The sequence below is a fragment of the Mesorhizobium sp. M1334 genome (assembly GCF_040317995.1).
Lineage (GTDB): Bacteria > Pseudomonadota > Alphaproteobacteria > Rhizobiales > Rhizobiaceae > Mesorhizobium.
This window is the reverse complement of sequence record NZ_JAMYLM010000002.1, coordinates 156220-180160: the sequence shown is the minus strand read 5'-3', so window position 1 is coordinate 180160 and position 23941 is coordinate 156220. Positions and strand designations below refer to the sequence as shown.

Annotated in this window: 18 protein-coding genes and 1 tRNA gene; 8 read left to right on the top strand and 11 right to left on the bottom strand. The window is 63.1% G+C overall.

Translation table 11 applies throughout. From position 1 onward, the window contains the following. Positions 1-12: 12 nt before the first annotated feature. Genes NKH17_RS04240 through NKH17_RS04225 form a run of 4 tightly spaced genes read right to left on the bottom strand, consistent with a single transcriptional unit; the run spans position 13 to position 4448 of the window. Positions 13-789 (bottom strand): enoyl-CoA hydratase/isomerase family protein, encoded by a 777-nt coding sequence (locus NKH17_RS04240; protein WP_352478190.1) that lies wholly within the window; start codon positions 787-789, stop codon positions 13-15. After that, the gene (locus tag NKH17_RS04235) at positions 782-2383 is read right to left on the bottom strand and encodes an acyl CoA:acetate/3-ketoacid CoA transferase (RefSeq protein WP_352799927.1); all 1602 of its coding nucleotides are present in this window, start codon (positions 2381-2383) and stop codon (positions 782-784) included. Before NKH17_RS04235 ends, NKH17_RS04240 begins: the two co-directional genes overlap by 8 nt. Then, positions 2380-3396, bottom strand: a complete 1017-nt coding sequence (locus NKH17_RS04230) for a Gfo/Idh/MocA family protein (RefSeq protein WP_352478193.1) — start codon at positions 3394-3396, stop codon at positions 2380-2382. The genes NKH17_RS04235 and NKH17_RS04230 overlap by 4 nt, the downstream gene beginning before the upstream one ends. Beyond that, positions 3393-4448: a LacI family DNA-binding transcriptional regulator gene (locus NKH17_RS04225; RefSeq protein WP_352478195.1), complete on the bottom strand. Its 1056-nt coding sequence runs from the start codon at positions 4446-4448 to the stop codon at positions 3393-3395. The genes NKH17_RS04230 and NKH17_RS04225 overlap by 4 nt, the downstream gene beginning before the upstream one ends. Before the next feature lie 244 nt (positions 4449-4692). On the opposite strand from NKH17_RS04225, the gene NKH17_RS04220 reads away from it, so the two are divergent. After that, a complete protein-coding gene (locus tag NKH17_RS04220; RefSeq protein ID WP_352478197.1) occupies positions 4693-5847 on the top strand; it encodes a dihydrodipicolinate synthase family protein in 1155 nt (384 codons plus the stop codon). Positions 5848-6009: 162 nt separating this feature from the next. After that, a complete protein-coding gene (fcl, locus tag NKH17_RS04215; RefSeq protein ID WP_352897095.1) occupies positions 6010-6972 on the top strand; it encodes a GDP-L-fucose synthase in 963 nt (320 codons plus the stop codon). A gap of 91 nt (positions 6973-7063) precedes the next feature. Here fcl and NKH17_RS04210 read toward each other — a convergent pair. Then, positions 7064-7138 (bottom strand) — tRNA-Val (locus tag NKH17_RS04210). Between the two features lie 104 nt (positions 7139-7242). Then, positions 7243-7605, bottom strand: a complete 363-nt coding sequence (cpdR, locus tag NKH17_RS04205) for a cell cycle two-component system response regulator CpdR (RefSeq protein ID WP_006199474.1) — start codon at positions 7603-7605, stop codon at positions 7243-7245. A 153-nt stretch (positions 7606-7758) separates the two neighbouring features. Here cpdR and NKH17_RS04200 point away from each other — a divergent pair, with 153 nt between their 5' ends. After that, on the top strand, positions 7759-8700 hold the full coding sequence (locus NKH17_RS04200) for an N-formylglutamate amidohydrolase (RefSeq protein ID WP_352897093.1): 942 nt from the start codon (positions 7759-7761) through the stop codon (positions 8698-8700). 326 nt (positions 8701-9026) lie between these two features. Next, positions 9027-9800 (top strand): histidinol-phosphatase, encoded by a 774-nt coding sequence (gene hisN, locus NKH17_RS04195; RefSeq protein WP_352897091.1) that lies wholly within the window; start codon positions 9027-9029, stop codon positions 9798-9800. 145 nt (positions 9801-9945) lie between these two features. Here hisN and NKH17_RS04190 read toward each other — a convergent pair whose 3' ends face one another. Next, positions 9946-10215, bottom strand: coding sequence for a styrene oxide isomerase (locus NKH17_RS04190; protein WP_352897089.1), 270 nt, complete (start codon positions 10213-10215; stop codon positions 9946-9948). A gap of 139 nt (positions 10216-10354) precedes the next feature. Continuing rightward, a complete protein-coding gene (locus NKH17_RS04185) occupies positions 10355-11329 on the bottom strand; it encodes an alpha/beta fold hydrolase (protein ID WP_352897087.1) in 975 nt (324 codons plus the stop codon). Positions 11330-11798: 469 nt separating this feature from the next. Here NKH17_RS04185 and NKH17_RS04180 point away from each other — a divergent pair, with 469 nt between their 5' ends. Beyond that, the gene (locus NKH17_RS04180; protein WP_352478207.1) at positions 11799-12263 is read left to right on the top strand and encodes an Hsp20 family protein; all 465 of its coding nucleotides are present in this window, start codon (positions 11799-11801) and stop codon (positions 12261-12263) included. A gap of 89 nt (positions 12264-12352) precedes the next feature. On the opposite strand, the gene NKH17_RS04175 is transcribed toward NKH17_RS04180, so the two are convergent. After that, positions 12353-13405 (bottom strand): threonine aldolase family protein, encoded by a 1053-nt coding sequence (locus NKH17_RS04175; protein ID WP_352897085.1) that lies wholly within the window; start codon positions 13403-13405, stop codon positions 12353-12355. Between the two features lie 476 nt (positions 13406-13881). Here NKH17_RS04175 and gltB point away from each other — a divergent pair, with 476 nt between their 5' ends. Then, complete coding sequence (gltB, locus tag NKH17_RS04170) at positions 13882-18612, top strand: glutamate synthase large subunit (protein WP_352897083.1); 4731 nt, start codon at positions 13882-13884, stop codon at positions 18610-18612. A gap of 143 nt (positions 18613-18755) precedes the next feature. Continuing rightward, on the top strand, positions 18756-20210 hold the full coding sequence (locus NKH17_RS04165; protein WP_254816922.1) for a glutamate synthase subunit beta: 1455 nt from the start codon (positions 18756-18758) through the stop codon (positions 20208-20210). A gap of 35 nt (positions 20211-20245) precedes the next feature. On the opposite strand, the gene NKH17_RS04160 is transcribed toward NKH17_RS04165, so the two are convergent. Further along, on the bottom strand, positions 20246-21493 hold the full coding sequence (locus tag NKH17_RS04160) for an SGNH/GDSL hydrolase family protein (protein WP_352897081.1): 1248 nt from the start codon (positions 21491-21493) through the stop codon (positions 20246-20248). Positions 21494-21519: 26 nt separating this feature from the next. Then, positions 21520-22746, bottom strand: coding sequence for a lytic murein transglycosylase (locus NKH17_RS04155; RefSeq protein WP_352897079.1), 1227 nt, complete (start codon positions 22744-22746; stop codon positions 21520-21522). A 207-nt stretch (positions 22747-22953) separates the two neighbouring features. On the opposite strand from NKH17_RS04155, the gene galU reads away from it, so the two are divergent. Further along, complete coding sequence (gene galU, locus NKH17_RS04150) at positions 22954-23859, top strand: UTP--glucose-1-phosphate uridylyltransferase GalU (RefSeq protein WP_352736997.1); 906 nt, start codon at positions 22954-22956, stop codon at positions 23857-23859. The last annotated feature ends 82 nt before the right edge of the window (positions 23860-23941 follow it).

Sequence of the window (23941 nt, the reverse complement as noted above, 5' to 3'; positions counted from 1 at the left end):
AGTTTCAGGTTCCTAAGATCTTGAGAACGCCGGTTTCTGCTTGGCGCTGAAAGCCTCGACGCCGGTCCTGAGATCGCTTGTCAGCGCGATGAAGCCGCTGGCCAGCGCTTCGGTCGCGGCAGCACTCTCTTCGCCCTCCGCGATGGCAATCATCAGCTTGGCGGCTTCGGTCGCGAGCGGGCCGCGCTCGGCGATCTTGCCGGCCCAGGCCTTGGCTTCGGCGAACGCCTTACCGGTCTCGACCACCCGGTCGACAATCCCCAGAGCAAGAGCCTCGGTAGCCAGAAACACTTCGCCGCCGAGCGCCATCCGCCGCACTGCCTGCGCGCCGAAGCGGCGCACGGCGCGCTGGGTGCCGGACCAGCCGGGAACGACGCCGATCGAGGTTTCGGGGAACCCCAGCTTCACCTGTGTTTCCGCCACGCGGAAGTCTGCAGCCGCCGCCAGTTCCAGCCCGCCGCCCAGCGCATGGCCGGCAAGCACGGCGATCGTCGGCTGCCGCAGCCGCGCCAGCCGATCAAAGACGCGGTGGCCGTAGCGCACCCATTGCACCTGGAAATCGGCGGCGCTCATTTCTGCCCATGCCTCGACGTCGCCGCCGGCGCAAAAGCCCTTGCCTTCGCCGCAGATCAGCACGACGCGGATGCCGTCCGCCGCCTCGGCTTCGTCGAGTGCTGCTTCCAACGCTCGCAGCATCGGGATGTCGAGGGCGTTGAATTTCTCCGGCCGGCGCAGCGTGATTGTGCCGATGGCGCCGTCGGTTTCAAAGGTGACGAGGCGCTCAGCCATGGGCGCCTCCAAGCGAGGCGCCGCCATTGAGCGACAGGCCGATCGGCCGGTCCCGGTAGAGCGCATCCGGTGTGATTTTCAGGTCGTTGGCGACGGCGAGCGGGATCTCGGCCTGCGCCAGCACATCGCGCTCGAGGTCGATGCCCGGCGCCAGCTCCGTCACCATCAGCCCCGCCGGCGTCAGCTTCATCACGCAGCGCTCGGTGACATAGGTGATGTCCTGCCCCTGCGCGACGGCACGCTTGCCCGAGAAGGAGATATGCTCGACTTCGCCGACGACTTTCTTGACCTTGCCCTCCTGGTCGATGCGGATGCCGCCATCAGCAAGCGACAGCTTGGCACCGGCGTTGAAGAAACCGGAAAAGACGATCTTCTTCGCTCGCGCGGTGATGTCGACGAAGCCGCCGGCGCCGGCGGTGACGTGGGGCCGCGCCGAAAGCTTCGAGACGTTGACAGAGCCGTGGCGGTCGATCTGCAGGAAGGACAGCAGCGAGGCGTCAAAGCCACCGGCCTGGAAATAGATGAACTGGTGCGGAGAGGGCATGAAGGCGTCGGCATTGGACGAGCAGCCGAACTTGAAGTCGAGCAGCGGCACGCCGCCGACCGCCCCCTGTTCGATGACCCAGGTGACCTTGCCGTGCTGGCCTTCCTCGATCAGGATACGCGGCACATTGGCCGAGATGCCGAAGCCGATATTGACCGCCATGCCGTCGGCAAGCTCCATGGCGACGCGGCGGGCGATGACCTTCTGGACGTTCATCTCGGCGTTGCGAAAGCTCGACAGCGGCCGGAAAATCTCGCCGGAGATGGCCGGATCGTAGGGCGTCAGCGTCGTCTGCAACTGGTCGGGCGCCACGACAATATGATCGACCAGCACGCCGGGCACGCGCACATCGTGTGGCTTCAGCGTGCCGTTCTCGACGACGCGCTTGACCTGCGCGATGACGATACCGCCATTGTTGCGGGCGGCCAGCGCCTGTTCGAGGCCGCCGAGATAGGCACCTTCATGCTCATAGGTGAGGTTGCCGCGCTCGTCGGCGGTGGTGGCGCGAATGACCGCGACCTGCGGCACGATCGCGCGGAAATAGAGCCACTCCTCGCCATCGAACTGCTGCACCGAAACGATCGGCTCGCTGGCGGCAGCATTCATGGCGCAGCCCTGGTGGCGCGGGTCGGCGAAGGTGTCGAGCCCGACCTTGGTCAGCACGCCGGGACGCTTGGCGGCGGCTTCGCGATGCATGTCGAACAGGATGCCGGACGGCACGTTGTAAGCAGCGACCGAATTGTCGCCGATCATCTTCCAGATCTGCGGTGGTTCGGAAGATGACGGCCCGGAAGGATAGGAACCGCACAAAGTGCGCTTCAACAGGCCGGGCTTGGCTAAGTGATCGATGCCCTTGATGCCGTACATGTCACCGGCGGCGATCGGGTGCAGCGTCGTGATGTCCTTGGGATGGCCTTCGGCGTCGAAGCGCTCGCCGATCGCGGCAAGCACCGCATCCGGGCAGCCGAGGCCGCTCGACGACGACACGGAAACGACCACGCCATCCCTGATCAGGCCGGCAGCCTCAGCCGCGGACACGAGCTTGCTCATCCAGCACTCCCGAGCTTCGGGTCGATGGCAACGGCCTTGCCGGACCTGGCCGATTGCAATGCCGCTTCGGCTGATGTCAGCGACCAGACGCCGTCTTCGCCGGTGGCGGAAGGCTGGCCCTCGCCACGGATCGCCGCGTGGAATTGGCGCAGCGAACGGGCATAGAGATCTTCGCGGTCGAAGCTCAATTCCTCCTCGCCCTGTGCCGTGCGCAGCAACACCGAGCCGACCGGCTTCTGCGTCATCACATCCCTGGCGATCAGCGAGCCTTCGCTGCCATGCACCTCGAAGCCGGTGCCGGCGAATCTGGTGGTGAAGCCCTCATGCGACTGGGCGATGACGCCCGATGCGAAGCGCCAGAGGCACATGGCGCCGTCTTCCAGCCCGCAGGCGGCCATGCCGGCCGATTGCGTGAACGCCGAGATCTCGACGGGATCGTCGCCGAGCACGAAGCGCAGCGTGTCGGCATCGTGGACGGTGATGTCGAGCACCACGCCGCCGCCGGCGTCCGGCCTGGTGATGCGCCAGCCCTGCAGGTTTTCCGGCAGATAGACGGAGTGGAAGACGCGCGCGGCGATCGGTCTGCCGATGCGGCCGGCAGCGATCGCTTCGCGCATCGCCCGATGCGAGCCCGCATTGCGCAGATGGTGATTGGTGCCGAGCACGACGCCGGCGGCCCTGGCCGCCGCGACCATCTTGCGGGCGTCGGCGCTGGTCAGCGCCAGCGGCTTTTCGCAAAGCACATGCTTTCCCGCCTCAATGGCGGCGAGTGCCTGTTCGAGATGCAATTCGTTGGTGGTCGAGATGTAGACGGCGTCGATGTCGGAGCCGAGCAATTCATCAAGCGTCGAGACCGCCGCCGGAATGCGGTTTTCCCGAGCGTAGGTGGCGGCGCGCTCCGGGCTGGAGCTCATCACTGCGGCGATCTCGCCGTCCGGCCGCGCGCGGATGGCGCCGATCATGAACTGTCTTGCGATCGTGCTGGCGCCGATCAGCCCCCAACTGACGGTCATGCCGCGTCTCCCATTCCTGCGCAGCCATGCTCCTTGCGATCGGGGCCGCAGCTTTCCCTGACCACGAGGTTGACGGCGCCGATATGATCCTCGGCGCGCGTGGTGCGCGATTGGATCATCTTCAGCACGACATGGGCGGCGCGCTCGCCGAGGCCGGCGGTGTTCACCGCGACGCTGGTCAGCGCCGGCATGTAGTGCTCGGCCTCGGCGACGTCGTCGAAGCCGACGACGGCAAAGTCCGCGCCGGGTTCCAGGCCGCGCTTGCGCAGCGCCAGCAAGACGCCGAAGGCGACCGCATCGTTGAAGCAAAGGGCCGCGGTCGGCGGCGCGGCCATGGCGAGCGCGGTTTCCAGGCAGGCTATGCCGCCCTTGCGGCTGGTTTCGCCCTCAAAGACCAGCCTGTCGGCTGGTGCGATGCCGAGCGCTTCACAGGCCGCGCGAAAGCCGCCCAGCCGCTCGTGGTAGACGACAAGGTCGGACGAGCCGCCGAAGAAGGCCAGCCGGCAGTGGCCCTTGCCGATCAGATGGGCGGTGGCAAGATAGGCGCCGCGATGATTGTCGGGCGTGATCACCGGGATGCGGCTTTCGGGGAGGCGGCGCATGACGAAAACGACCGGAACGCCTGCGGTCTCAAGGCGGCGGAACGCGCCCGGCGTGGTGCCGCGCGCCGGCGACACGACGAGCCCGGCGACACCCTGCTCCATCAGCGATTTCAGAACCTCTTCCTGGCGCACCGGGCTCTCCGCCGTGTTGGCGATGAAAGGCACGATCCCGGCCGACTGGAAGACGCGCTCCATGCCGACCGCCATCTCGGCGAAAAACGGATTGGTAAGATCGTTGATGACCATGCCGATGACGTTGGAATGGGCCTTGCGCAGATTGGCGGCGCCGCGGTTGTAGACATAGCCGACATCCTCGATCGCCTTGCGCACCTTGAGCGCGGTCTCAGGCCGGATCAGCCGGCTGCCTTGCAACACCAGCGATACCGTCGATTTGGACACGCCCGCCTCACGGGCGATGTCGAGTATCGTTGCCTTGGCCCGGCTGGCCATCCAGATCTGTCCTCCCGGAGGTTTCTTATGCGATTTTTATTGGAACGATCTAATCTCTGCGAGGCATTTGAGTCAATCGTGTTTTTGCGAACCCGAGAAAAATGCGGCTCAGTGGGCACAATCGTCCGGTAAGCACGGCTTTCACCTGCTGCGATGCAGCAATTTGAGTTGCGCGAGGCAGGGCGGCAAAGTCTCTTGATTTATTGGAACGTTCCACTTAATAGGCGCTGGGAAGGAGAAAGCCATGGACATCACCTTGCCCGGGGAAGGCGGCGGCCGCATCCTCTACCGGCTTATCGGCCAGCCGGTGCAGCCTGTGGCCGGCGCGCGGTTCTCGCGTATCGCCTACGCCGCGGCCCACGTCGTCGCCGATCCTTTCGCCATGACCAATCCATGGTCGAGGCCGGCGGTCGACTGGGACAAGACGATGGCGTTTCGCCATCACCTCTGGCGGCTCGGCTTCCGTGTCGCCGAAGCGATGGATACCGCGCAGCGCGGCATGGGCTTCGACTGGGTAAATGCCAGGGAATTGATCCGCCGCTCGATCGCCGAGGCGCGGAGCGTCGAGGGCGCCGCTCTCGCGTCAGGCGCAGGCACCGACCATCTGACGGCGGGGGCGGCGAGCACGCTCGACGATGTCATCGCGGCCTACGAGGAGCAGTTCGGGTTCATCGAAGGGCTTGGCGGCAAGGTGATCATGATGGCCAGCCGCCCGCTTGCGGCGATCGCCAAAGGCCCCGACGATTATGCCAGCGTCTACGACCGCATCCTGTCCCAGGCATCCGGCAAGGTCATCCTGCACTGGCTGGGCGACATGTTCGACCCGGCGCTGAAAGGCTATTGGGGCAGCAGCGATTTCGAAACTGCGCTCGAGACGGTGATCGCGATCATCGAACGTCACGCCGGCACCGTCGAGGGCATAAAGATATCGATGCTCGATGCCGGCAAGGAGATCGCGCTCAGGGACCGGCTGCCCGAGGGCGTGGTGATGTTCACCGGCGACGACTTCAATTACCCCGAGCTGATCGCCGGCGACGGCGACAGACATTCGCACGCGCTGCTCGGCATTTTCGATGCGATCGCGCCGGTCGCCAATGCAGCGCTGGCAAAGCTGGCCGACGGCGACCGCGCCGGCTATGACACGCTGATGGCGCCGACAGTGCCGCTGTCGCGCAAAATCTTCGAGGCGCCGACCGAATATTACAAGGCCGGCATCGTCTTCATGGCATGGCTGAACGGCCACCAGGAGCATTTTTCGATGATCGGCGGCATGCAATCGGCGCGCGGCATCCGCCACTATTCCGATGTCTTTCGCCTTGCCGACCAGGCAGGGTTGCTGGCCGACCCCGAGCTTGCCATTGCCAGAATGACAAGCCTCTGCGCGGTAGCGGGCGTCTGATCGCGAGCGCTACAGCGTCCGATCCAAAGGTTGCATCGGGTGGCTTTGCGATTTGCCTTGTCTGGGCAAATCTGTATGCGGTATGCGTCCGGCAACAGAGAAGCCGATCCGGCGCTCCGCCGGCCAACTGGCATAGCTGCCGTTCTGCATTGGGGTAAGCTGATGACCTTCGACCTTCAGGGCAAGCGTGTTTTCGTGGCCGGACATCGCGGCATGGTCGGCTCGGCCATCCTGCGCCGATTGGCCGACGAGGATTGCGAGATCCTGACCGCCTCGCGCGCCGACCTCGATCTTCTCGACCAGGCCTGCGTGCGGCGCTGGATGGCCGACTGCAAGCCGGATGCAGTGGTGATGGCGGCGGCCAAGGTTGGCGGTATCCTGGCCAACAACAGGCTTCCGGTCGATTTTCTGCAGGACAATCTCGTCATGCAGAACAATGTCATCGACAGCGCCTTCCGCAACGAGGTGCAGAAGCTGATGTTTCTCGGTTCATCCTGCATCTATCCCAAATTCGCGGCGCAGCCGATCTCCGAGGACGCCTTGCTGACCGGGCCGCTCGAGCCCACCAACGAATGGTATGCGATCGCCAAGATCGCCGGGCTGAAACTGTGTCAGGCCTATCGGCGCCAGCACGGCGTCGACTACATCTCGGCGATGCCGACCAATCTCTACGGTCCGGGCGACAATTTCGACCTCAATTCCAGCCATGTCGTGCCCGCTCTGATGCGCAAGGCGCACGAGGCCAAGCGCGCCGGCCGCAAGAGCCTGGAGGTGTGGGGGTCAGGCACGCCGATGCGTGAATTCCTGCATGTCGACGACGCCGCCGACGCGCTGGTCTGGTTGCTGAAGAATTATTCTGGCGACAGCCACATCAATGTCGGCTCGGGGGAAGACATCACCATTGCCGACCTTGCCCGCACCATCGTGTCGGTTGCCGGCGCCGATGCCGCAATAACATTCGATGCGACGAAGCCGGACGGCACGCCGCGCAAGCTGATGGACGTATCGCGCCTGTTCGCCACCGGCTGGCGCCCGCGCTACTCGCTGCGCAGCGGATTGGAACAGACCTATACGTGGTTTCTCCAGCACGTCGAGACCGGTGATCTCCGCCTCGGCGCGGCCTGAGGCTGAATTGGCGAGCTCGGCATCAGGATTGGATGAGGCCGAGAACGACAGCCGATGAGAATACCGGCGGCCAATTGAGGGATTGTCTGGATGGTGGGCGTGACAGGGATTGAACCTGTGACCCCTGCAATGTCAATGCAGTGCTCTCCCGCTGAGCTACACGCCCATCCGAAGCCGCGCATACACCATTTTTGGTTCTGCACGTCAATAGCGGGAAAGGGGAAAGAATGGCTGGCTTGCGGCGTCGGTCAAGACGCGACAAAAAGCGCGTCAGGCGGCCTGCAGCATCTTTTCGACTTCGTTGACGAGGTCGCGCAGGTGGAACGGCTTCGATAGCACCTTGGCGTCTTTCGGCGCCTTGGAATCAGGGTTCAGGGCGACGGCGGCGAAGCCGGTGATGAACATCACCTTGAGGTCAGGATCGATCTCGGTGGCGCGGCGGGCGAGCTCGATGCCATCCATCTCGGGCATGACGATGTCGGTCAAAAGCAGCGAAAAAGGCTCCTCGCGCAGCCGCTCATAGGCACTGGCGCCATTGTCGAAATCGCTGACCTGATAACCGGCGCGCTCCAGCGCCTTGACGAGGAACCGGCGCATGTCGTCGTCGTCTTCCGCCAGCAGAATGCGTGCCATCTTGTCCCGTCCGAATCACCCAACCGACAATGCCGTGCGGCAAGCCCGTTAACCATGCTGTATATGAGGAGGTGACGGTAAACATCAAGTGAACGTTGGGCGCACAATCCTGATTTGGCTGGCGCTTCGGCGGCTGGACATGCGGGCGGCGAGGTGGCACTTTCCTATCATGATGCATTGGTATTCCCGGGTTCGTTCAAATTGAAAACGGCAGCCGAGGATTTTTCGGTCGTTCCACCCTTCGAAATCCGATCGGGCGCCGAACAGCGCGTTCCCTTCCTCTTCAACTCGCCGCATAGCGGCCGCTACTATCCGGACCGGTTCATGGCGATGGCCAAGCTGGACCGCAACGCGATCCGTCGCTCCGAGGACTGCTATGTCGAGGAATTGTTCGGCGGTGCCGTCGCGCTAGGGGCGCCGATGCTGGCGGCAAACTTCCCGCGTGCCTATCTCGACGTCAACCGGGAGCCGTGGGAACTCGACCCGCGCATGTTCGCCGAACCGGTGCCGTCATTCTGCAACATCCGCTCAGCGCGGGTGGCCGGCGGACTCGGCACCGTGCCCAAGCTTGTAGGCGAGGGGCTCGACATCTATTCCGGCCGCTTGCCGCTGGCGGAAGCCGTGGCGCGCATCGAAGCGGTCTACAAGCCCTATCACGAGACGCTGAAACGGCTCTTGACCAGAACCCATGCGCGCTTCGGCTATGCCGTGCTGATTGACTGCCACTCGATGCCGGCAAGCATAAGGGTCGGCGACAGCGGATTGCGGCCGGATTTCATCGTCGGCGACCGTTTCGGCATCTCGGCCGCGGCGGCGTTGACCGAAACCGCGATCGGCCTGCTCACCGGCATGGGCTACAGCGTCGCCTACAACAAGCCCTATGCCGGAGGCTTCATCACGGAGCACTATGGCCGCCCAGTGCGCCATCTGCATGCGCTGCAGATCGAGGTCAATCGGGGGCTCTACATGAATGAGCGGACGTTCCAGAGATCATCTGGTTTCGACGCCCTGGCGGACGATCTGGCGCGGTTTTCAGCCGAACTGATGGCGATGCCCGATCACAATTTCATGGATCTGCCTCTGGCCGCAGAATAGCGCCGGAATCGCGGCACTCGCCGCTCATGCGGCGGCACAAAAAAAGACCGCATCGTTTGCACGACACGGTCGAAGTCTAGGGAGGAAACGCCCAAGGAGGGCATGGACAGGAACCCTGTCCGAGAACAAACGTATTGTGCGCTGCACAAATGTCAAGGCGCGTTCCGGCTTTTTTAATTCACTGTGAAGTGGAAATTGCATTTCCACGATGATTGCGTTGCATTCGAGCAACAGTTAGCGTCCAGCGAAAGGCTCCGAACGCCCTTGTTTCGGCATAAAACCGTGGGCTAACGGGCATCTCAAACATGCTGGAGCGGGAGAATCAGTTGGACGTCAGCATCGAGTTCATGCGGCGCGTTGCGCATGCCGCCGCGGCCGAGACCTTGCCGCGCTTCCGCAATCAGGGCGCGGTCACCAACAAGGAGCGCGGCAGCTTCGACCCCGTCACCGAAGCCGACCGCGAGGCCGAGCGGGTCATCCGCGCGCTGATCAACGCGCAATACCCTGATCATGGGATCCTCGGCGAGGAGCATGGCAGCGAAAACATCTCCAGCCGGCATGTCTGGGTGATCGATCCGATCGATGGAACACGCGCCTTCATCTCCGGCCTGCCGGTATGGGGAACACTGGTCGGGCTGACGGTCGACGGCGATGCCGTCGCCGGCATGATGTCGCAGCCCTTCACCGGCGAGCTGTTCTACGCCAATGCCTCCGGTTCGCATTATGAAGGTCCCGGTGGCCCCCGAAAACTCGCAACGCGCAAGACGACGAATCTCGCCGAGGCGACGCTGTTCACCACCACGCCGGCGCTGTTCAAGGGAGACGCGCGCCTGCGCTACGACCTGTTCGAGCAACAGGTCCAACTCGCCCGTTACGGCACCGACTGCTATGCCTTCGCCATGGTGGCGGCGGGCAGCGTCGATATCGTCGCCGATCCCGGATTGAAACCCTACGACATCGTCGCACTGATCCCGATCATCGAGAAGGCAGGCGGCGTCGTCACCACTTTCGAGGGCGGACCGGCGGAAAAGGGCGGCGACATCCTGGCGGCGGCGACACCGGAACTGCACGCGGCGGCGATGGCGGCGCTGCGCGGCTAGCATCTGGTGCACCCGCGCGTCTGGTTTTGCGCAAATCCGACGGAAACCGCGGTACGGTTCCAAAGTGCGTCGCGCGTTGAATGGGGGCGCGCTCGCATTTTTTGTATGTCGTTATCGTACAACCGCTGCGCACCTTCGACATGCATTAGCTATCGGCAGGCCAAGCGTCCGAATAGATCAGCAGCCAGAATGCAATCCGCGACGTCGCCGCGCCGAGATTGAGCCTAGACCATGTGAGGCCTAGCGCCAGCAAGAGAACGCCCTCCAGGGCGCTGAGCGTGTGCGCGGACAGTCCGAGCCGCGGTGCGGCGAGATACGGTATTGCAAACCCTTCGAATGACGAAAACAGCAGCAGCGCGACGCCAATCTGCAGTAGCCGATGCCCCTGACGTGACAGCGTGTTCGATGCGTTCATGGTCGTTTTTCTCCCGGCGAATGGCCTCCAACCTCTTTGGCAGCAAGCTAGCGCTCGATGCCTGAACGGGAATAAGGGGGGCACGCTGCGCCGGACAAGCGACCCGTGCGGGCCTTGTCGGCGGGCGCTGGCGAAGCGGTCAAACAGCGTCGCCGGTTCCGGGGATGAAGGCATCGAATGCCGCAAGCAACTGCTCGCGATAGAGGTCGGCTTCCTGGAGGATCTCATGGCGGGCGCCGTCGATCATCACTAGCGAGCCGACGCGCAGACGTCTCGCATAGGCTTCGACTGCCCTGGTCGAGACGACCTGGTCGGCGCCGGCGGCGATCATCAACAAGGGCACCTGGATCTTGGCCATGAAATCCGGGTCGCTGACGATCAAGGATGCCTCCGTGGCCGCCTTCAGCCAGCGGATCGTCGGTCCGCCGAGCGCCAGCTGCGGATAGGTTTCGTAGATCAGCGTATTGCGCCGATAGCGCGCCGGGTCGCTGGTCAGCTTGTTCATCGCGAAGGGCACCGATTCCCTCGGCCGCGGCCCCCATGCGGCATAGAGCCGGCCGAGGCCGAGAAGGCAGAACAGCGAACAGATGCGGCGAACGGTTTTTACCGAAACCGGCAGGTCGGGCACTGTGAAGAACGGTGCGATCAGCACCATGCGGCGCACGCGGTTCGCCATCGAGGGCGCGGCGAGCAGCGCAATCACCGCGCCAGCCGAATGGGCCAGTATGTAGTAGGGTCCTCGGCAATCGGGCAGCACGATCTCTTCGAAGAACTGCTCCAGATCACCGGTATAGTCGAAGAAGCTCTGGACGTGGCCGCGCTGTCGGTCGCCGATCATCCGGTCGGAAGCGCCCTGGCCGCGCCAGTCGAGGGTGGCCACGCCAAAGCCCCGGTCGGCAAGGTTGCGAATGGTCTCGAAATACTTCTCGATGCACTCGTTGCGGCCGGTCAGGACGACGACGGTGCCCTTCATGGGGCGGGCAACAGCGGCAAACAGCCCATAGCGGATCTTCTTGCCGTCGCGCGTGGTGAAGAAGCCACCGGCTGCGTTTTCCGGCAGCGGATTGTCCGGAGTTTCGTGGAAGACGGGGGTCTGGTGGAAAAGATCGGTCATACGGTGTTTGGCTGGTGTCGGTGCCGACGGGCGCAAGTCAGGCATAAACGCCCATGCGCCAAAAGCAAAGGAATTCGGGACGCCGGGGAGGTCGACAGGCAGCGAAGAAATAAGGCCGGAAGCAGCCTTGGGCGTACTTCCGGCCTCTGTCGACCCGGGAGGAAGGGACGTTGCACCCGGTTCGGCCTCGTCGTGTCGCCTTTTTCGCGACCTGTTCGTTATCTCGAGAACAGTTTAATGCCGCCTAGCTGAACGCTCGCCGAAGCCACGGTTCATCTGCCGTTCATCGGCATTGGGACGTCGGCCGAGACCAGTCCCGTTTGGACGCGGGAAAATCTTGAAATGCCGTCGTCCGCTTCCCAAATTTGTCATGCGGTCGCCAATGTCGGGGCCGCTGGCCCATCCGAAACGCTGTTACGGGTTTCGCACCGGCCATACGCAACCTTGTTGCTCAACAGGAGAACACATCATGCGTCACGTTGATTTTTCCCCGCTCTACCGTTCGACCGTCGGTTTCGACCGGCTGTTCACCATGCTCGATTCGCTTGCGCAGCCGGAAGGCCAGACGTATCCGCCTTACAACATCGAGCGCACGGGCGAGGATGCCTATCGCATCTCGATGGCTGTGGCCGGCTTCTCGGAAGATGAGATTTCGATCGAAGCTCACCGCAATGTGCTGACCGTCAAGGGTGAGCGCAAGGAGGAAGGCAATGGCGAAGGCTCCGAACTGCTCTATCGCGGTATCGCCAGCCGAGCCTTCGAGCGCCGCTTCCAGCTTGCCGATCACGTCGAGGTTGTCGGCGCCGCGCTGAAGAACGGGCTGCTCTCCGTCGACCTCAAGCGCAACATCCCCGAAGAGCTGAAGCCGCGCAAGATCGCGATCACCTCGGCTCCGGCCAAGGCCAAGCAGATCGAGGCCAAGACTGCCGCCTAAGCCAGGCAGCTAAGTTCTCCGGGGACGCCAACTCCCCGGGAAAAAAGGGCGGTGCAGCAATGCGCCGCCTTTTTGCTGGGTAAGGCTTGCTATCCGGCGAGCAGGTAGCCGAAACGGTCGACCTCGTCGGGCGTGGTCGCGAAGCTGGTTACGAAGCGATAGAGCGCTTCGTCCTCGCCGATGTGGCCGTCGTAGCCGAGCGGCCTGTGCCAGTCATGGAAGGCCGCGCCTGCCGCTTGCATGTTTTCGGCTTCGGCCTTTTTCATGACCGCGAAGACCTCGTTCGCCTGCGGCAGCCAGGCCAGCCGGGCGGAAGGGGAATCTTCTATCGCCGCGGCAAGCCGAGCCGCCATCGCATTGGCGTGCCGTGCCGTATCGAGCCATAGCCCACCCCTGAAATAAGCATCGAATTGCGCGGCGATGAAGCGCGATTTCGAGAACAGCTGAGCCGCGCGCTTGCGCAAAAAGGCCAATTCCTTCGCTCGCTCGAGGTCGAACAGCACGATCGCCTCGGCGCACCAACAGCCATTCTTGGTGCCGCCGAAGGAGAGGATATCGACACCGTGCTTCCAGGTCATTTCGGCCGGCGTCGTTTCCAGCGCGACGAGCGCATTGGCAAAGCGGGCCCCGTCCATGTGCAGCGGCAGTCCATGCTGCTTTGCGATCGCCGAAATCCTGGCGATTTCGTTCAGCGTGTAGACGGTTCCGACCTCGGTCGACTGAGTGATCGAAACGGCAACCGGCCGCCCGGAATGGACGTTTTCGGGTGCGAAACGGTCCACCGCCCGTTCCAGATTGCCGGCATCGATTTTGCCGAGCGCGCCTTCGACTGTATAAAGCCGTGAACCGCCGGTGAAGTATTCCGGTGCACCGCATTCGTCCTCGATGACGTGCGATTCGCGATGGCAGAAGGAAATGCCGCCTGGCTTGTTATAGGTAGTCAGCGACAGCGAATTGGCAGCGGTGCCGGTGGCGACGAAAAACACCGCGACTTCGCATTCGAAGATCTCATTGAAGCGCTGGTAAACTGCCTTGTCGAGGACGCCGTCGCCATAAGCGGTGGAGAAGCCGTCGGCATGGGCCGAGAGGCCGGCAGCGATACGGGGATGGGCGCCTGCCCAATTGTCGGAAGCGAAAATCATGCGTCTGCCTATGCTGGGGAAATCGGTGCGAGCTTGGCCGCTTTCGCATGCCGGCCGCAAGGGGCAGACACCGAAAATCCGCTAAAGCCAGCGAAACGCATGAGCGTACATGCAGCGACGAAAGGTTACGCTGATACCGCGTTCCGCGCAATTTTCTGTCGCGAAAGCTTCAAGAATTTTGTGAATCGGTCTTGTGTGCATCCAAAATTTCTGTCATAAAAATTTAGGACAGTAGTGCTGTCTTATTTTGTCGCACAAAACTAGCCGCATTGGCATATGATTGCGCCTCTGCCGCCATTGCCGCGAGCGACAGCTAGACAGCCTGGCTCTGGCCTGTACGAATACCATATGCGAACGATGCGGAAAGCCGCACGGTCGGCAAGAATTTCGCAAGACGTGCCGCAAGATTGAAAGGGGAGCCACGCGCTTCCCGACGGAAACCAGCGCCCGAAGGGGACGGAACGGAGGACAGGACGATGACGGACATGACGCCATCTGCGACGAAGGCCGCGCAGACGAAAGCGGCAGCCGTCAAAAATCCGTCCCTGACCAATATACGGCGAACCAACACCGGCTATACCGCGCACGGCCTCTATGATCCGCGCAACGAACATGATGCATGCGGCGTCGGCTTCATCGTCAATATGAAGGGCGTGAAGTCGCATCAGATCGTCGAGGACGGCCTTGCCGTGCTCGAAAACCTGACGCATCGGGGCGCGGTCGGCGCCGACCCGCTGATGGGCGACGGCGCCGGCGTGCTGGTGCAACTGCCGGACCGCTTCTTCCGTGAGGAGATGGCCAAGCAAGGGGTCGAACTGCCGAAGCCCGGCCACTATGCCGTCGGCCAGGTGTTCATGCCGCGCGACCCGGAGCTGCAGGCGCATATCGAAGGCATCATCGCCGAGGTGGCGCAACTCGAGGGCCAGCCGCTGCTCGGCTTTCGCGACGTGCCGGTCGACAATTCGTCGCTGTCCAAGGCGCCCGACATCGCCGCTTCCGAGCCGGTGCACCGGCAGGTGTTCCTGGGCCGCGGCGCCGAGATCGAGAACGACGACGATTACGAGCGGCGGCTCTACATCCTGCGCAAGGTCATTTCCGGACGTATCCACGAGGAGACCAAAGGCGTCGACAACGGCTTCTATGTCGTCTCGATGTCGTCGCGGACCATCGTCTACAAGGGCATGTTCCTGGCCTATCAGGTCGGAGCCTACTACAAGGACCTCACCGACCCGCGTTTCGAGACGGCGCTGATCCTGGTCCACCAGCGCTTCTCGACCAACACGTTCCCGTCGTGGAAGCTGGCGCATCCCTACCGCATGGTTGCCCACAATGGCGAGATCAACACGTTGCGCGGCAACGTCAACTGGATGGCGGCGCGCCAAGCTTCGGTCGATTCCGAACTGTTCGGCAACGACATCTCGAAACTGTGGCCGATCTCCTACGAAGGGCAGTCGGACACCGCCTGCTTCGACAATGCGCTCGAATTCCTGACGCAGGGCGGCTATTCGCTCGCCCACGCCATGATGATGCTGATCCCGGAAGCCTGGGCCGGCAACAAGCTGATGGGTCAGGACCGCAAAGCCTTCTATGAGTATCACGCAGCCCTGATGGAGCCGTGGGACGGGCCGGCGGCGGTTGCCTTCACCGACGGCCGCCAGATCGGTGCCACGCTCGACCGCAACGGGCTGCGGCCGGCGCGCTACATCGTTACCGATGACGACCGCGTCATCATGGCCTCGGAAGCCGGCGTGCTGCCGGTGCCGGAGGAAAGGATCGTCAAGAAGTGGCGGCTGCAGCCCGGCCGCATGCTGCTGATCGACCTGGACAAGGGCCGCATCGTTTCCGACGAGGAGATCAAGTCGGAGATCGCGACCAGGCACCCCTACAAGAGCTGGCTCGCCAACACCCAGCTCATCCTCGAAGATTTGAAGCCGGTCGAGCCGCGCGCCCTGCGCAGGGACGTCAGCCTGCTCGACCGCCAGCAGGCGTTCGGCTACACCCAGGAAGACACCAAGCTGCTGATGTCGCCGATGGCGACCACCGGCCAGGAAGCAGTCGGCTCGATGGGCACCGACACGCCGATTTCGGCGATGTCGGACAGATCGAAGCTGCTCTACACCTATTTCAAGCAGAATTTCGCCCAGGTCACCAACCCGCCGATCGACCCGATCCGCGAGGAACTGGTGATGAGCCTGGTGTCCTTCATCGGGCCGCGGCCCAACATCTTCGACCTGGTCGGCAATTCGCGCCGCAAGCGGCTCGAAGTACGCCAGCCAATCCTGACCAATGGCGATCTCGAAAAGATCCGCTCCATCGGCCACACCGAGGACCGTTTCGACACCAAGACGATCGACATCACCTATGCTTCGAATGAAGGCGCGGCCGGCATGCAGGGCGCTATAGACCGGCTATGCGAGCGCGCCGAGGCGGCGGTCGCCGGCGGCTACAACATCATCATACTGTCGGACCGTCAGCTCGGCCCGGACCGCATCGCCATTCCGGCGCTGCTGGCAACGGCGGCCGTGCATCATCATTTGATCCGCAAGGGATTGCGCACCTCGGTCGGGCTCGTCGTGGAATCCGGCGAGCCGCGCGAGGTGCATCATTTCTGCTGTCTCGCCGGCTACGGCGCCGAGGCGATCAACCCCTATCTCGCTTTCGACACGCTGCTCGACATGCACAAGCGTGGCGAATTGCCAGCGGAGGTCGATGCCTACGAGGTCGTCTCCCGCTACATCAAGTCGATCGGCAAGGGCATCCTGAAGGTGATGTCCAAGATGGGCATCTCGACTTATCAGTCCTATTGCGGCGCGCAGATCTTCGATGCCATCGGGCTGAAGTCGGAGTTCGTGCACAAGTACTTCACCGGTACGGCGACGCTGATCGAAGGCGTCGGGCTGGACGAGATCGCCGCCGAAACGGTCAGCCGCCACACCGACGGCTTCGGCAACGACCCGGTGCTGCGCAACAGCCTCGAGGTCGGCGGCGAATACATGTTCCGCATGCGCGGCGAGGCCCATATCTGGTCGCCCGACGCAGTGGCGACCTTGCAGCACGCTGTGCGCCAGGGCTCGTGGGAGACGTTCAAGGACTATTCCGCCCAGATCGACAGCGAGACGGCGCAGGCGCAGACCATTCGCGGCATGTTCAAGATCAAGCTTGCGCAAGAGACCGGGCGCAAGAAGGTCGAACTCGACGAGGTGATGCCGGCGGCCGAAATCGTCAAGCGCTTCTCGACCGGGGCGATGTCCTTCGGCTCGATCTCCAGGGAAGCGCATACGACGCTGGCGCGCGCCATGAACGCCATCGGCGGCAAGTCGAATACCGGCGAGGGCGGCGAAGAGGCCGACCGCTATCTGCCACTGCCGGGCGGCGGCAAGAACCCCGAACGCTCGGCGATCAAGCAGGTCGCTTCGGGACGCTTTGGCGTCACTGCCGAATATCTGGTCAATTCCGACATGATGCAGATCAAGGTCGCGCAAGGGGCAAAGCCCGGCGAGGGCGGCCAGCTGCCGGGCCACAAGGTCGACGCAACCATAGCCAAGGTCAGGCATTCGACGCCGGGCGTCGGCCTGATCTCGCCGCCGCCGCATCATGACATCTATTCGATCGAGGATCTGGCGCAGCTCATCTACGACCTGAAGAACGTCAATCCGGCGGCCGACGTATCGGTCAAGCTGGTCTCGGAAGTCGGCGTCGGCACGGTTGCGGCCGGCGTCGCCAAGGCGCGTGCCGACCACATCACCATATCAGGCTATGACGGCGGCACCGGCGCTTCGCCGCTGACCTCGCTCAAGCATGCCGGCAGCCCGTGGGAGATGGGCCTTGCCGAGACGCACCAGACGCTGGTGCTCAACGGCCTCAGGTCGCGCGTCGCGCTGCAGGTCGATGGCGGCCTGCGCACAGGGCGTGACGTCATCATCGGCGCGCTGCTCGGCGCCGACGAGTTCGGCTTCTCGACCGCGCCACTGATCGCGGCCGGCTGCATCATGATGCGCAAGTGCCATCTCAACACCTGCCCGGTCGGCGTCGCGACGCAGGACCCGGTGCTGCGCAAGCGCTTCAAGGGCACGCCCGAGCACGTCATCAACTTCTTCTTCTATGTGGCGGAAGAGGTGCGGGCGCTGCTTGCCGAGATGGGCTACACCCACCTCGACCAGATCATCGGCGACACCGACCTTCTGGAAAAGCGCGAGCTGATCCAGCACTGGAAGGCGCGGGGACTCGACTTCAGCAAGATGTTCTACAAGCCCGATGCGCCACACGCGGCGGTGCACTGGACCGAGCGGCAGAAGCATCCGATCGACGACGTGCTCGACCGCAAGCTGATAGAACTGGCAAAGCCGGCGCTCGAAGCCAGGCAGCCGGTCAGCATCGAACTGCCGATCCGCAACGTCGACCGTTCGACGGGCGCCATGCTGTCGGGTGAAGTGGCAAAGCGCTTCAAGCACAAGGGCCTGCGCGAGGACACGATCTCGGTGAAGCTCACCGGCACGGCCGGCCAATCCTTTGGCGCCTTTCTGGCGCGCGGGATTTCGTTCGAACTGGTGGGCGCTGCCAATGACTATGTCGGCAAGGGTCTGTCGGGCGGCCGCATCGTCATCCGCCCGCCGGAGAACACGAAAATCGTTGCTGCCGAGTCCATTATTGTCGGCAATACCGTGCTCTACGGCGCAACCGAGGGCGAGGCCTATTTCTGCGGCGTTGCCGGCGAGCGTTTTGCCGTGCGCAATTCGGGTGTCGCCGCGGTCGTTGAAGGGGTCGGCGACCATGGTTGCGAATACATGACTGGCGGTATCGTCGTCGTCATCGGCCAGACCGGCCGCAACTTCGCCGCCGGCATGTCGGGCGGCGTCGCCTATGTGCTCGACGAGGCGGGCGATTTCGCCGAACGCTGCAACATGGCGATGGTCGAGCTGGAGCCGGTTCCGGAAGAGGACGACCTTATGGAAAAGCTGCTCCACCATGGCGGCGATCTCGACCATAAGGGCCGTGTCGACGTATCGGGCGATATGACCAGCCACGACGAGGAGCGGCTCTATCAGCTGATCTCCAACCACGTCCACTACACGGGCTCGGTACGAGGTCGCGAAATCCTCGACGATTGGGCGACTTTCCGGCCGAAATTCCGGAAGATCATGCCGGTCGAATACCGCCGCGCGCTGATCGAGATGGAGCGGATGCGCATGAACGTGGCGGCGGAATAGATTTGGAAATTGCCGGGAGGCCATGCGTCCTGGCAACCATCTTCATCAACAATCCTGACCTCGGACTGAAGGTTGCCACGGCTGCCTTATGAGGTTAACGGGTGCGTCGCCAGGCGTGCCTTCCGGACAGCAGGGACTGGACTATGGGCAAGGTAACAGGGTTTCTCGAGATCGACCGGCAGGTGCACAAGTACCAGCCGGCTTCCGACCGCATCCGGCATTTCCGCGAGTTCACGCTGCCGATGTCGGACAAGGAGGTCGAGAAACAGGCCGCGCGCTGCATGGATTGCGGCATTCCGTATTGCCATGGACCGACCGGCTGCCCGATCCACAACCAGATCCCGGACTGGAACGACCTCGTCTATAATGGCGACTGGGAAAACGCGATCCGCAACCTGCATTCGACCAACAATTTTCCGGAATTTACCGGCCGCATCTGCCCCGCACCTTGCGAGGAAGCCTGCACGCTGAACCTCGAGGATATTCCGGTCGCCATCAAGACGATCGAGCAGGCGATTGCCGACAAAGCCTATGAGACCGGCCATATCCGGCCCTATCCGCCGGAACGGAAGACCGGCAAGCGCGTCGCGATCATCGGCTCGGGGCCGGCGGGAATGGCGGCTGCCCAGCAACTCGGCCGCGCCGGCCATGACGTTCACGTCTATGAGCGCGAGAGCCGGCCGGGCGGGCTGATGCGCTATGGTATCCCCGACTTCAAGATCGAGAAGCATTATATCGACCGGCGCATCGAGCAGATGCAGGGCGAAGGTGTCAGCTTCCATTGTGGCGTCAATGTCGGCGTCGACAAGCCGGTAGCCGAACTGCTCGCCGAATATGACGCGGTCCTCTATTGCGGCGGTTCCGAAACACCGCGTCCGGCCAACATCCCTGGCGACGATCTCGACGGCGTGCACGACGCGATGCCGTATCTGGTTCAGCAGAACAAGCGTATCGGCGGCGAGCCGATCCAGTCGGTGGCATGGCCGTCGCGCCCGATCGTCGCCGGCGGCCAGCACGTCGTCGTCGTCGGCGGCGGCGACACTGCCTCCGACTGCGTCGGTACCGCCTTCCGCCAGGGCGCGGTGCGCGTCACCCAGCTCGACATCCGGCCGCAACCGCCGGAAAAGGAGGACAAGCTGTCGGTCTGGCCCTACTGGGCGACCAAGATGCGCACGTCATCCTCGCAGGCCGAAGGCGCCGAGCGCGAATTCCAGGTGGCGACGCTTGAATTCATCGGCGAAGACGGCCAGCTGACCGGGGTAAAATGCTGCGAAGTCGACGAAAAGCGCAAGCCGATAGCGGGCACGGAATTCGTCATCCGCGCCGATCTCGCGTTCATCGCCATCGGCTTTGCCGGGCCAGCCGCTCGCGGGCCGGTCTCGGAACTCGACGGGCAGATGAAGATCGTCACCGACAGCCGCCGCTCGAAGAATGTCGAGGCCAATGACCGGGACTACAGGACCAGCGTCGAAAAGCTCTATGCGGCGGGCGACGTGCGGCGCGGCCAGTCGCTGGTCGTCTGGGCGATCCGCGAGGGCCGCCAGGCGGCGCGTGCCATCGACGAGGCGCTGATGGGATCGAGCGTGCTGCCGCGCTGAGCCCGTTCCGAAACTCTCCAGAAAGAGGCGCCAGCTTACTGCCGGATCGCCGTCGTCGTATCGGATGCGGCCGCCGTCGCAGGCTGTGCCTTGGGTGGCCAGGAGAAATCGTCAGCGCGGCCCGGTGAGGCGTCGGGCGCCTTGCCCTCGACGATCAGCCTTTCGCCCGGCAAATTCTTGTCAGCTTTTGCCGGCGGGGCGGCGCCGAGAAGTTCCGAACCGCCGTCCAGCGCCGGATCGCTGAGCAGCATCGGCACGGTGCGATCGACAGCTATCGGCGCGGCAGCAGGTGCCGGCGCCTCGACGGGAGCGCCGGCCGGGGCAGAAGCCGTCACCACGCTTCCCGGCGCGGCCAGCCCCAGGATCTTCATCAGCGGCTTTTCGGTATAGAAGGCGAGCTTGCGCTTGCCGGCCTTCGACATGTTGATGCCGTCATCGGAGCGCAGGCGCACCGATTGGCCGTTGATGTCCGGTCCGCTGGTGATGAAGGCGCCGTTCTCGTCGACAAACCCGTCCCAGACGTCGACGAATTCGCCGCCGTGGCTTTCGGCGGACGAGCGGAAGATATCGTTGAAGGCCAGCATGTCGGAAGTCATTTTCGAGACCCGGAAGGCCGGCATGCCAACCCACAAATACGGCACCTTGGTTGCGGCGATGGCCTTGCCGAACGCATCGGTCCGGCGCTCGTATTCCTTGGTCCAGTTCTCGGATCGCGGCTGCTCGCGCACATCGCCGACGCGCATCTGCTGCCGGTCGTTGGATCCGAGCATGACGACGACGGCTGCCGGTTTTTCGGCCGCGATCAGCGACTTGACCTGTTCTGGCCAGTTGTAGACATCGTCACGCACGAAGCCGGACGATCCGTTGGCACGGACGACGATCCTGACGCCGGTGTTTTCGGCAAAGGCGGCGTCGAGCCCCTCAGCCAGCCCAGACGCCATGAAATCGCCGACCACCAGAACGACGCGTGCATCCGGCGCCTTCTCGGCCACTGGGGTTGTCGGCTCGGCCGGCGGCGGCCGGCGAACTGACCGGGGCTTTCTCAGCTTGGGCCTGGGCTTTGTTCTCTGGAATTCTCTCTGGAATTCGGGCGGCGGCTGCTCAAACCGCTCGCTTCTGCGCGGAAACAATAGGTCGCGCAGCGACCAGCCACGACTTTCCGGCTCCTGCGCCATGGCCGAGGTATGAAAGGCACTGGCGGCGCCGACTGCCAGAACGGCGATCGCCAGAACCAGAATCGGCACGCGACGAACGATTAACCGGATGCGCGCAGCCGAAACCAATCACCCTCTCCATCCCGTACCCGGCTCTAGTTCTGCCTGAGCCATTTGAGCACTTCCTTGCTCGGATACCCGTCCTGGGTCAAGCCGGCCTTTGCCTGGAAGGCCATGATGGCGGTTTTCGATCCGTCACCGATCTTGCCGTCGAACTTGCCGTCGTAAAAGCCGTGCTCGGAAAGTCGCTTCTGAAGCTCCTGCCTTTCCTCGAAGGAGAGCTTGGTAAACGGTCGCTTCCAGTCCTGCACAAGCCCGCCATAGCCGGCGATTTCGTCGGCAAGAAGGCCCACGGCGAGCGCATATTTGTCGGCATTGTTGTAGCGCTTGATGACCGAGAAATTCTTGATCATCAGGAAAGCCGGCCCGCCGCGGCCGCCGGGCAACTTCAACGTCGCCTTGTCGGCACCGTTCTTGAACGGCTTGCCGTTGGCACGGGTGACGCCCAGCGCCTGCCATTGCGACAGCGACTTCGAGCCTCCGGGCAGCTTCTTGCCGTCCGGAAGGCTGACTTCATAGCCCCAGGTCTTGCCTGCCTGCCAGCCGTTCTTCCGCAGCAAATTGGCGGCTGTCGCCAGTGCGTCGGGAATCGAATTCCAGATGTCGCGCTTGCCGTTGCCGTCCATATCGACCGCATAGGACAGGTAGCTGGTAGGGATGAACTGGGTATGGCCCATCGCGCCGGCCCATGAGCCGCTGAGATGGCTTTCGTCGATGTCGCCGGTCTGCAGGATCTTCAGCGCCGCGATCAGCTGGGTGCGGGCAAATTTCGCTCGCTTGGGGTCGGCATAACCAAGCGTCGCCAGCGAGCGCACGACATTGCGCATGATATCATCGCGCTTGAGGGTTTCGCCGTAGTTCGATTCCATCGACCAGATCGCCAGCAGGATGTAGCGGTCGACGCCGTATCTTGCCTCGATCCTGTCCAGCCAAGGCTTCCATTTCCTTGCCATTTGCTGGCCGACGGCGACCGACTGGTCATGGACGCGGTTGTCGAAATAATCCCAGGCGGGTGCGGTGAATTCGGGCTGAGTACGAGCCTTTTCCAGCACCACCGGATCAGCATCGTTGATGCCCTTGAATGCCTGGTCGTAGACGGAGCCGGAAACGCCGCTCGCCACGGCGGTAGCACGGAAGCTGGCGACCCATTGGCGGAAGCCGGCATCGGCAAAAGCCGGCCCACTGGGCATGAGCAAAGCAAGCGAGAGGCTGGCGGCCGTCAGGACGCTGGTGAAGCGCCTTGCGGCGTTGCGAACGGACATCTTTTCCTCCTTCTTCATCTCAGGAAGACTATTCATCGCCGAACCCGGTTAGCATTTGGTTTACCATAGGTGCCGTGCGGGGTGAAAAGATGCGTCAATGCTTTATCAGCTGAGATTTATGACCCGCCGTTCAGTAATCCTCGATTTCGGCATGAAAATGTCTCGAATCGGGATTGCCGAACAGGCATGCAAATGGATAATTGGCACATGAAGAGAGTTCGCAAGGCAGTGTTCCCGGTTGCCGGTCTCGGCACGCGCTTTCTCCCTGCTACCAAGGCCATTCCCAAGGAAATGCTGACGGTCGTCGACAGGCCGGTCATCCAGTATGTGGTCGATGAGGCGCGCGATGCCGGAATCGAGCATTTCATCTTCGTGACCGGCCGCAACAAGGCGGTCATCGAGGATCACTTCGATGTCCAGTTCGAGCTCTACGACACGCTTGCGCAGCGCGGCAAGGACGACCAGCTCGCCCGCCTGCAGCGGCTGCAGCCGGCGCCGGGGCAGACCAGCTTCACCCGCCAGCAGGTACCGCTCGGCCTTGGTCACGCCGTCTGGTGCGCGCGCGAGCTTGTCGGCGACGAGCCCTTTGCGCTGCTGTTACCCGACATGATCATGCAGTCGGAAAAAAGCTGCATGAAGGATATGGTCGAGCTTTACGCCGAGACCGGCAACAACATCGTCGCCGTGCAGGAATGCGATCCGGCCGAGGCGCACAAATACGGCATTGTCGGCCGCGGCGATGACGCACATCACGGTTTCCGCATCACCGGCATGGTGGAAAAGCCGAAGACCGGCACGGCGCCGTCGAACCTCTACATCAACGGACGCTACATCCTGCAGCCTGAGATATTCAAGATACTCGAAGGCCAGGAAAAAGGCGCCGGCAACGAGATCCAGCTCACCGATGCAATGCTGAAGCTGCAGAAACAACAGCCCTTCTACGGCTATCATTATCGCGGGCGCACGTTCGACTGTGGCTCGCCCGAAGGCTTCGTCGAGGCCAACGTTGCCTTCGCGCTGTGGCGCAGCGACATGAATGGAAGCATGGCCGGCGTCATTCGCACGCTTCTCGACGAACTCGCGCCGTCAGAGCGCCGCGGCCTAGCCTTGTAGTGTCAGCACCGGTTGCCGCGCTGGTCGGCGAAAGCGCGCCGCGTTCGATCGGCCTCATGCGACGCGCTTAGGCTCTTGTTTT

Coding starts and splice junctions, on each gene's coding strand:
- gltB (WP_352897083.1), top strand. CDS start 13,882: ATGACGGACATGACGCCATCTGCGACGAAGGCCGCGCAGACGAAAGCG.
- NKH17_RS04185 (WP_352897087.1), bottom strand. CDS start 11,329: ATGACCGATCTTTTCCACCAGACCCCCGTCTTCCACGAAACTCCGGAC.
- cpdR (WP_006199474.1), bottom strand. CDS start 7,605: ATGGCACGCATTCTGCTGGCGGAAGACGACGACGACATGCGCCGGTTC.
- NKH17_RS04155 (WP_352897079.1), bottom strand. CDS start 22,746: ATGTCCGTTCGCAACGCCGCAAGGCGCTTCACCAGCGTCCTGACGGCC.
- NKH17_RS04175 (WP_352897085.1), bottom strand. CDS start 13,405: ATGATTTTCGCTTCCGACAATTGGGCAGGCGCCCATCCCCGTATCGCT.
- NKH17_RS04220 (WP_352478197.1), top strand. CDS start 4,693: ATGGACATCACCTTGCCCGGGGAAGGCGGCGGCCGCATCCTCTACCGG.
- NKH17_RS04240 (WP_352478190.1), bottom strand. CDS start 789: ATGGCTGAGCGCCTCGTCACCTTTGAAACCGACGGCGCCATCGGCACA.
- fcl (WP_352897095.1), top strand. CDS start 6,010: ATGACCTTCGACCTTCAGGGCAAGCGTGTTTTCGTGGCCGGACATCGC.
- NKH17_RS04165 (WP_254816922.1), top strand. CDS start 18,756: ATGGGCAAGGTAACAGGGTTTCTCGAGATCGACCGGCAGGTGCACAAG.
- NKH17_RS04225 (WP_352478195.1), bottom strand. CDS start 4,448: ATGGCCAGCCGGGCCAAGGCAACGATACTCGACATCGCCCGTGAGGCG.
- NKH17_RS04180 (WP_352478207.1), top strand. CDS start 11,799: ATGCGTCACGTTGATTTTTCCCCGCTCTACCGTTCGACCGTCGGTTTC.
- NKH17_RS04235 (WP_352799927.1), bottom strand. CDS start 2,383: ATGAGCAAGCTCGTGTCCGCGGCTGAGGCTGCCGGCCTGATCAGGGAT.
- NKH17_RS04190 (WP_352897089.1), bottom strand. CDS start 10,215: ATGAACGCATCGAACACGCTGTCACGTCAGGGGCATCGGCTACTGCAG.
- galU (WP_352736997.1), top strand. CDS start 22,954: ATGAAGAGAGTTCGCAAGGCAGTGTTCCCGGTTGCCGGTCTCGGCACG.
- NKH17_RS04230 (WP_352478193.1), bottom strand. CDS start 3,396: ATGACCGTCAGTTGGGGGCTGATCGGCGCCAGCACGATCGCAAGACAG.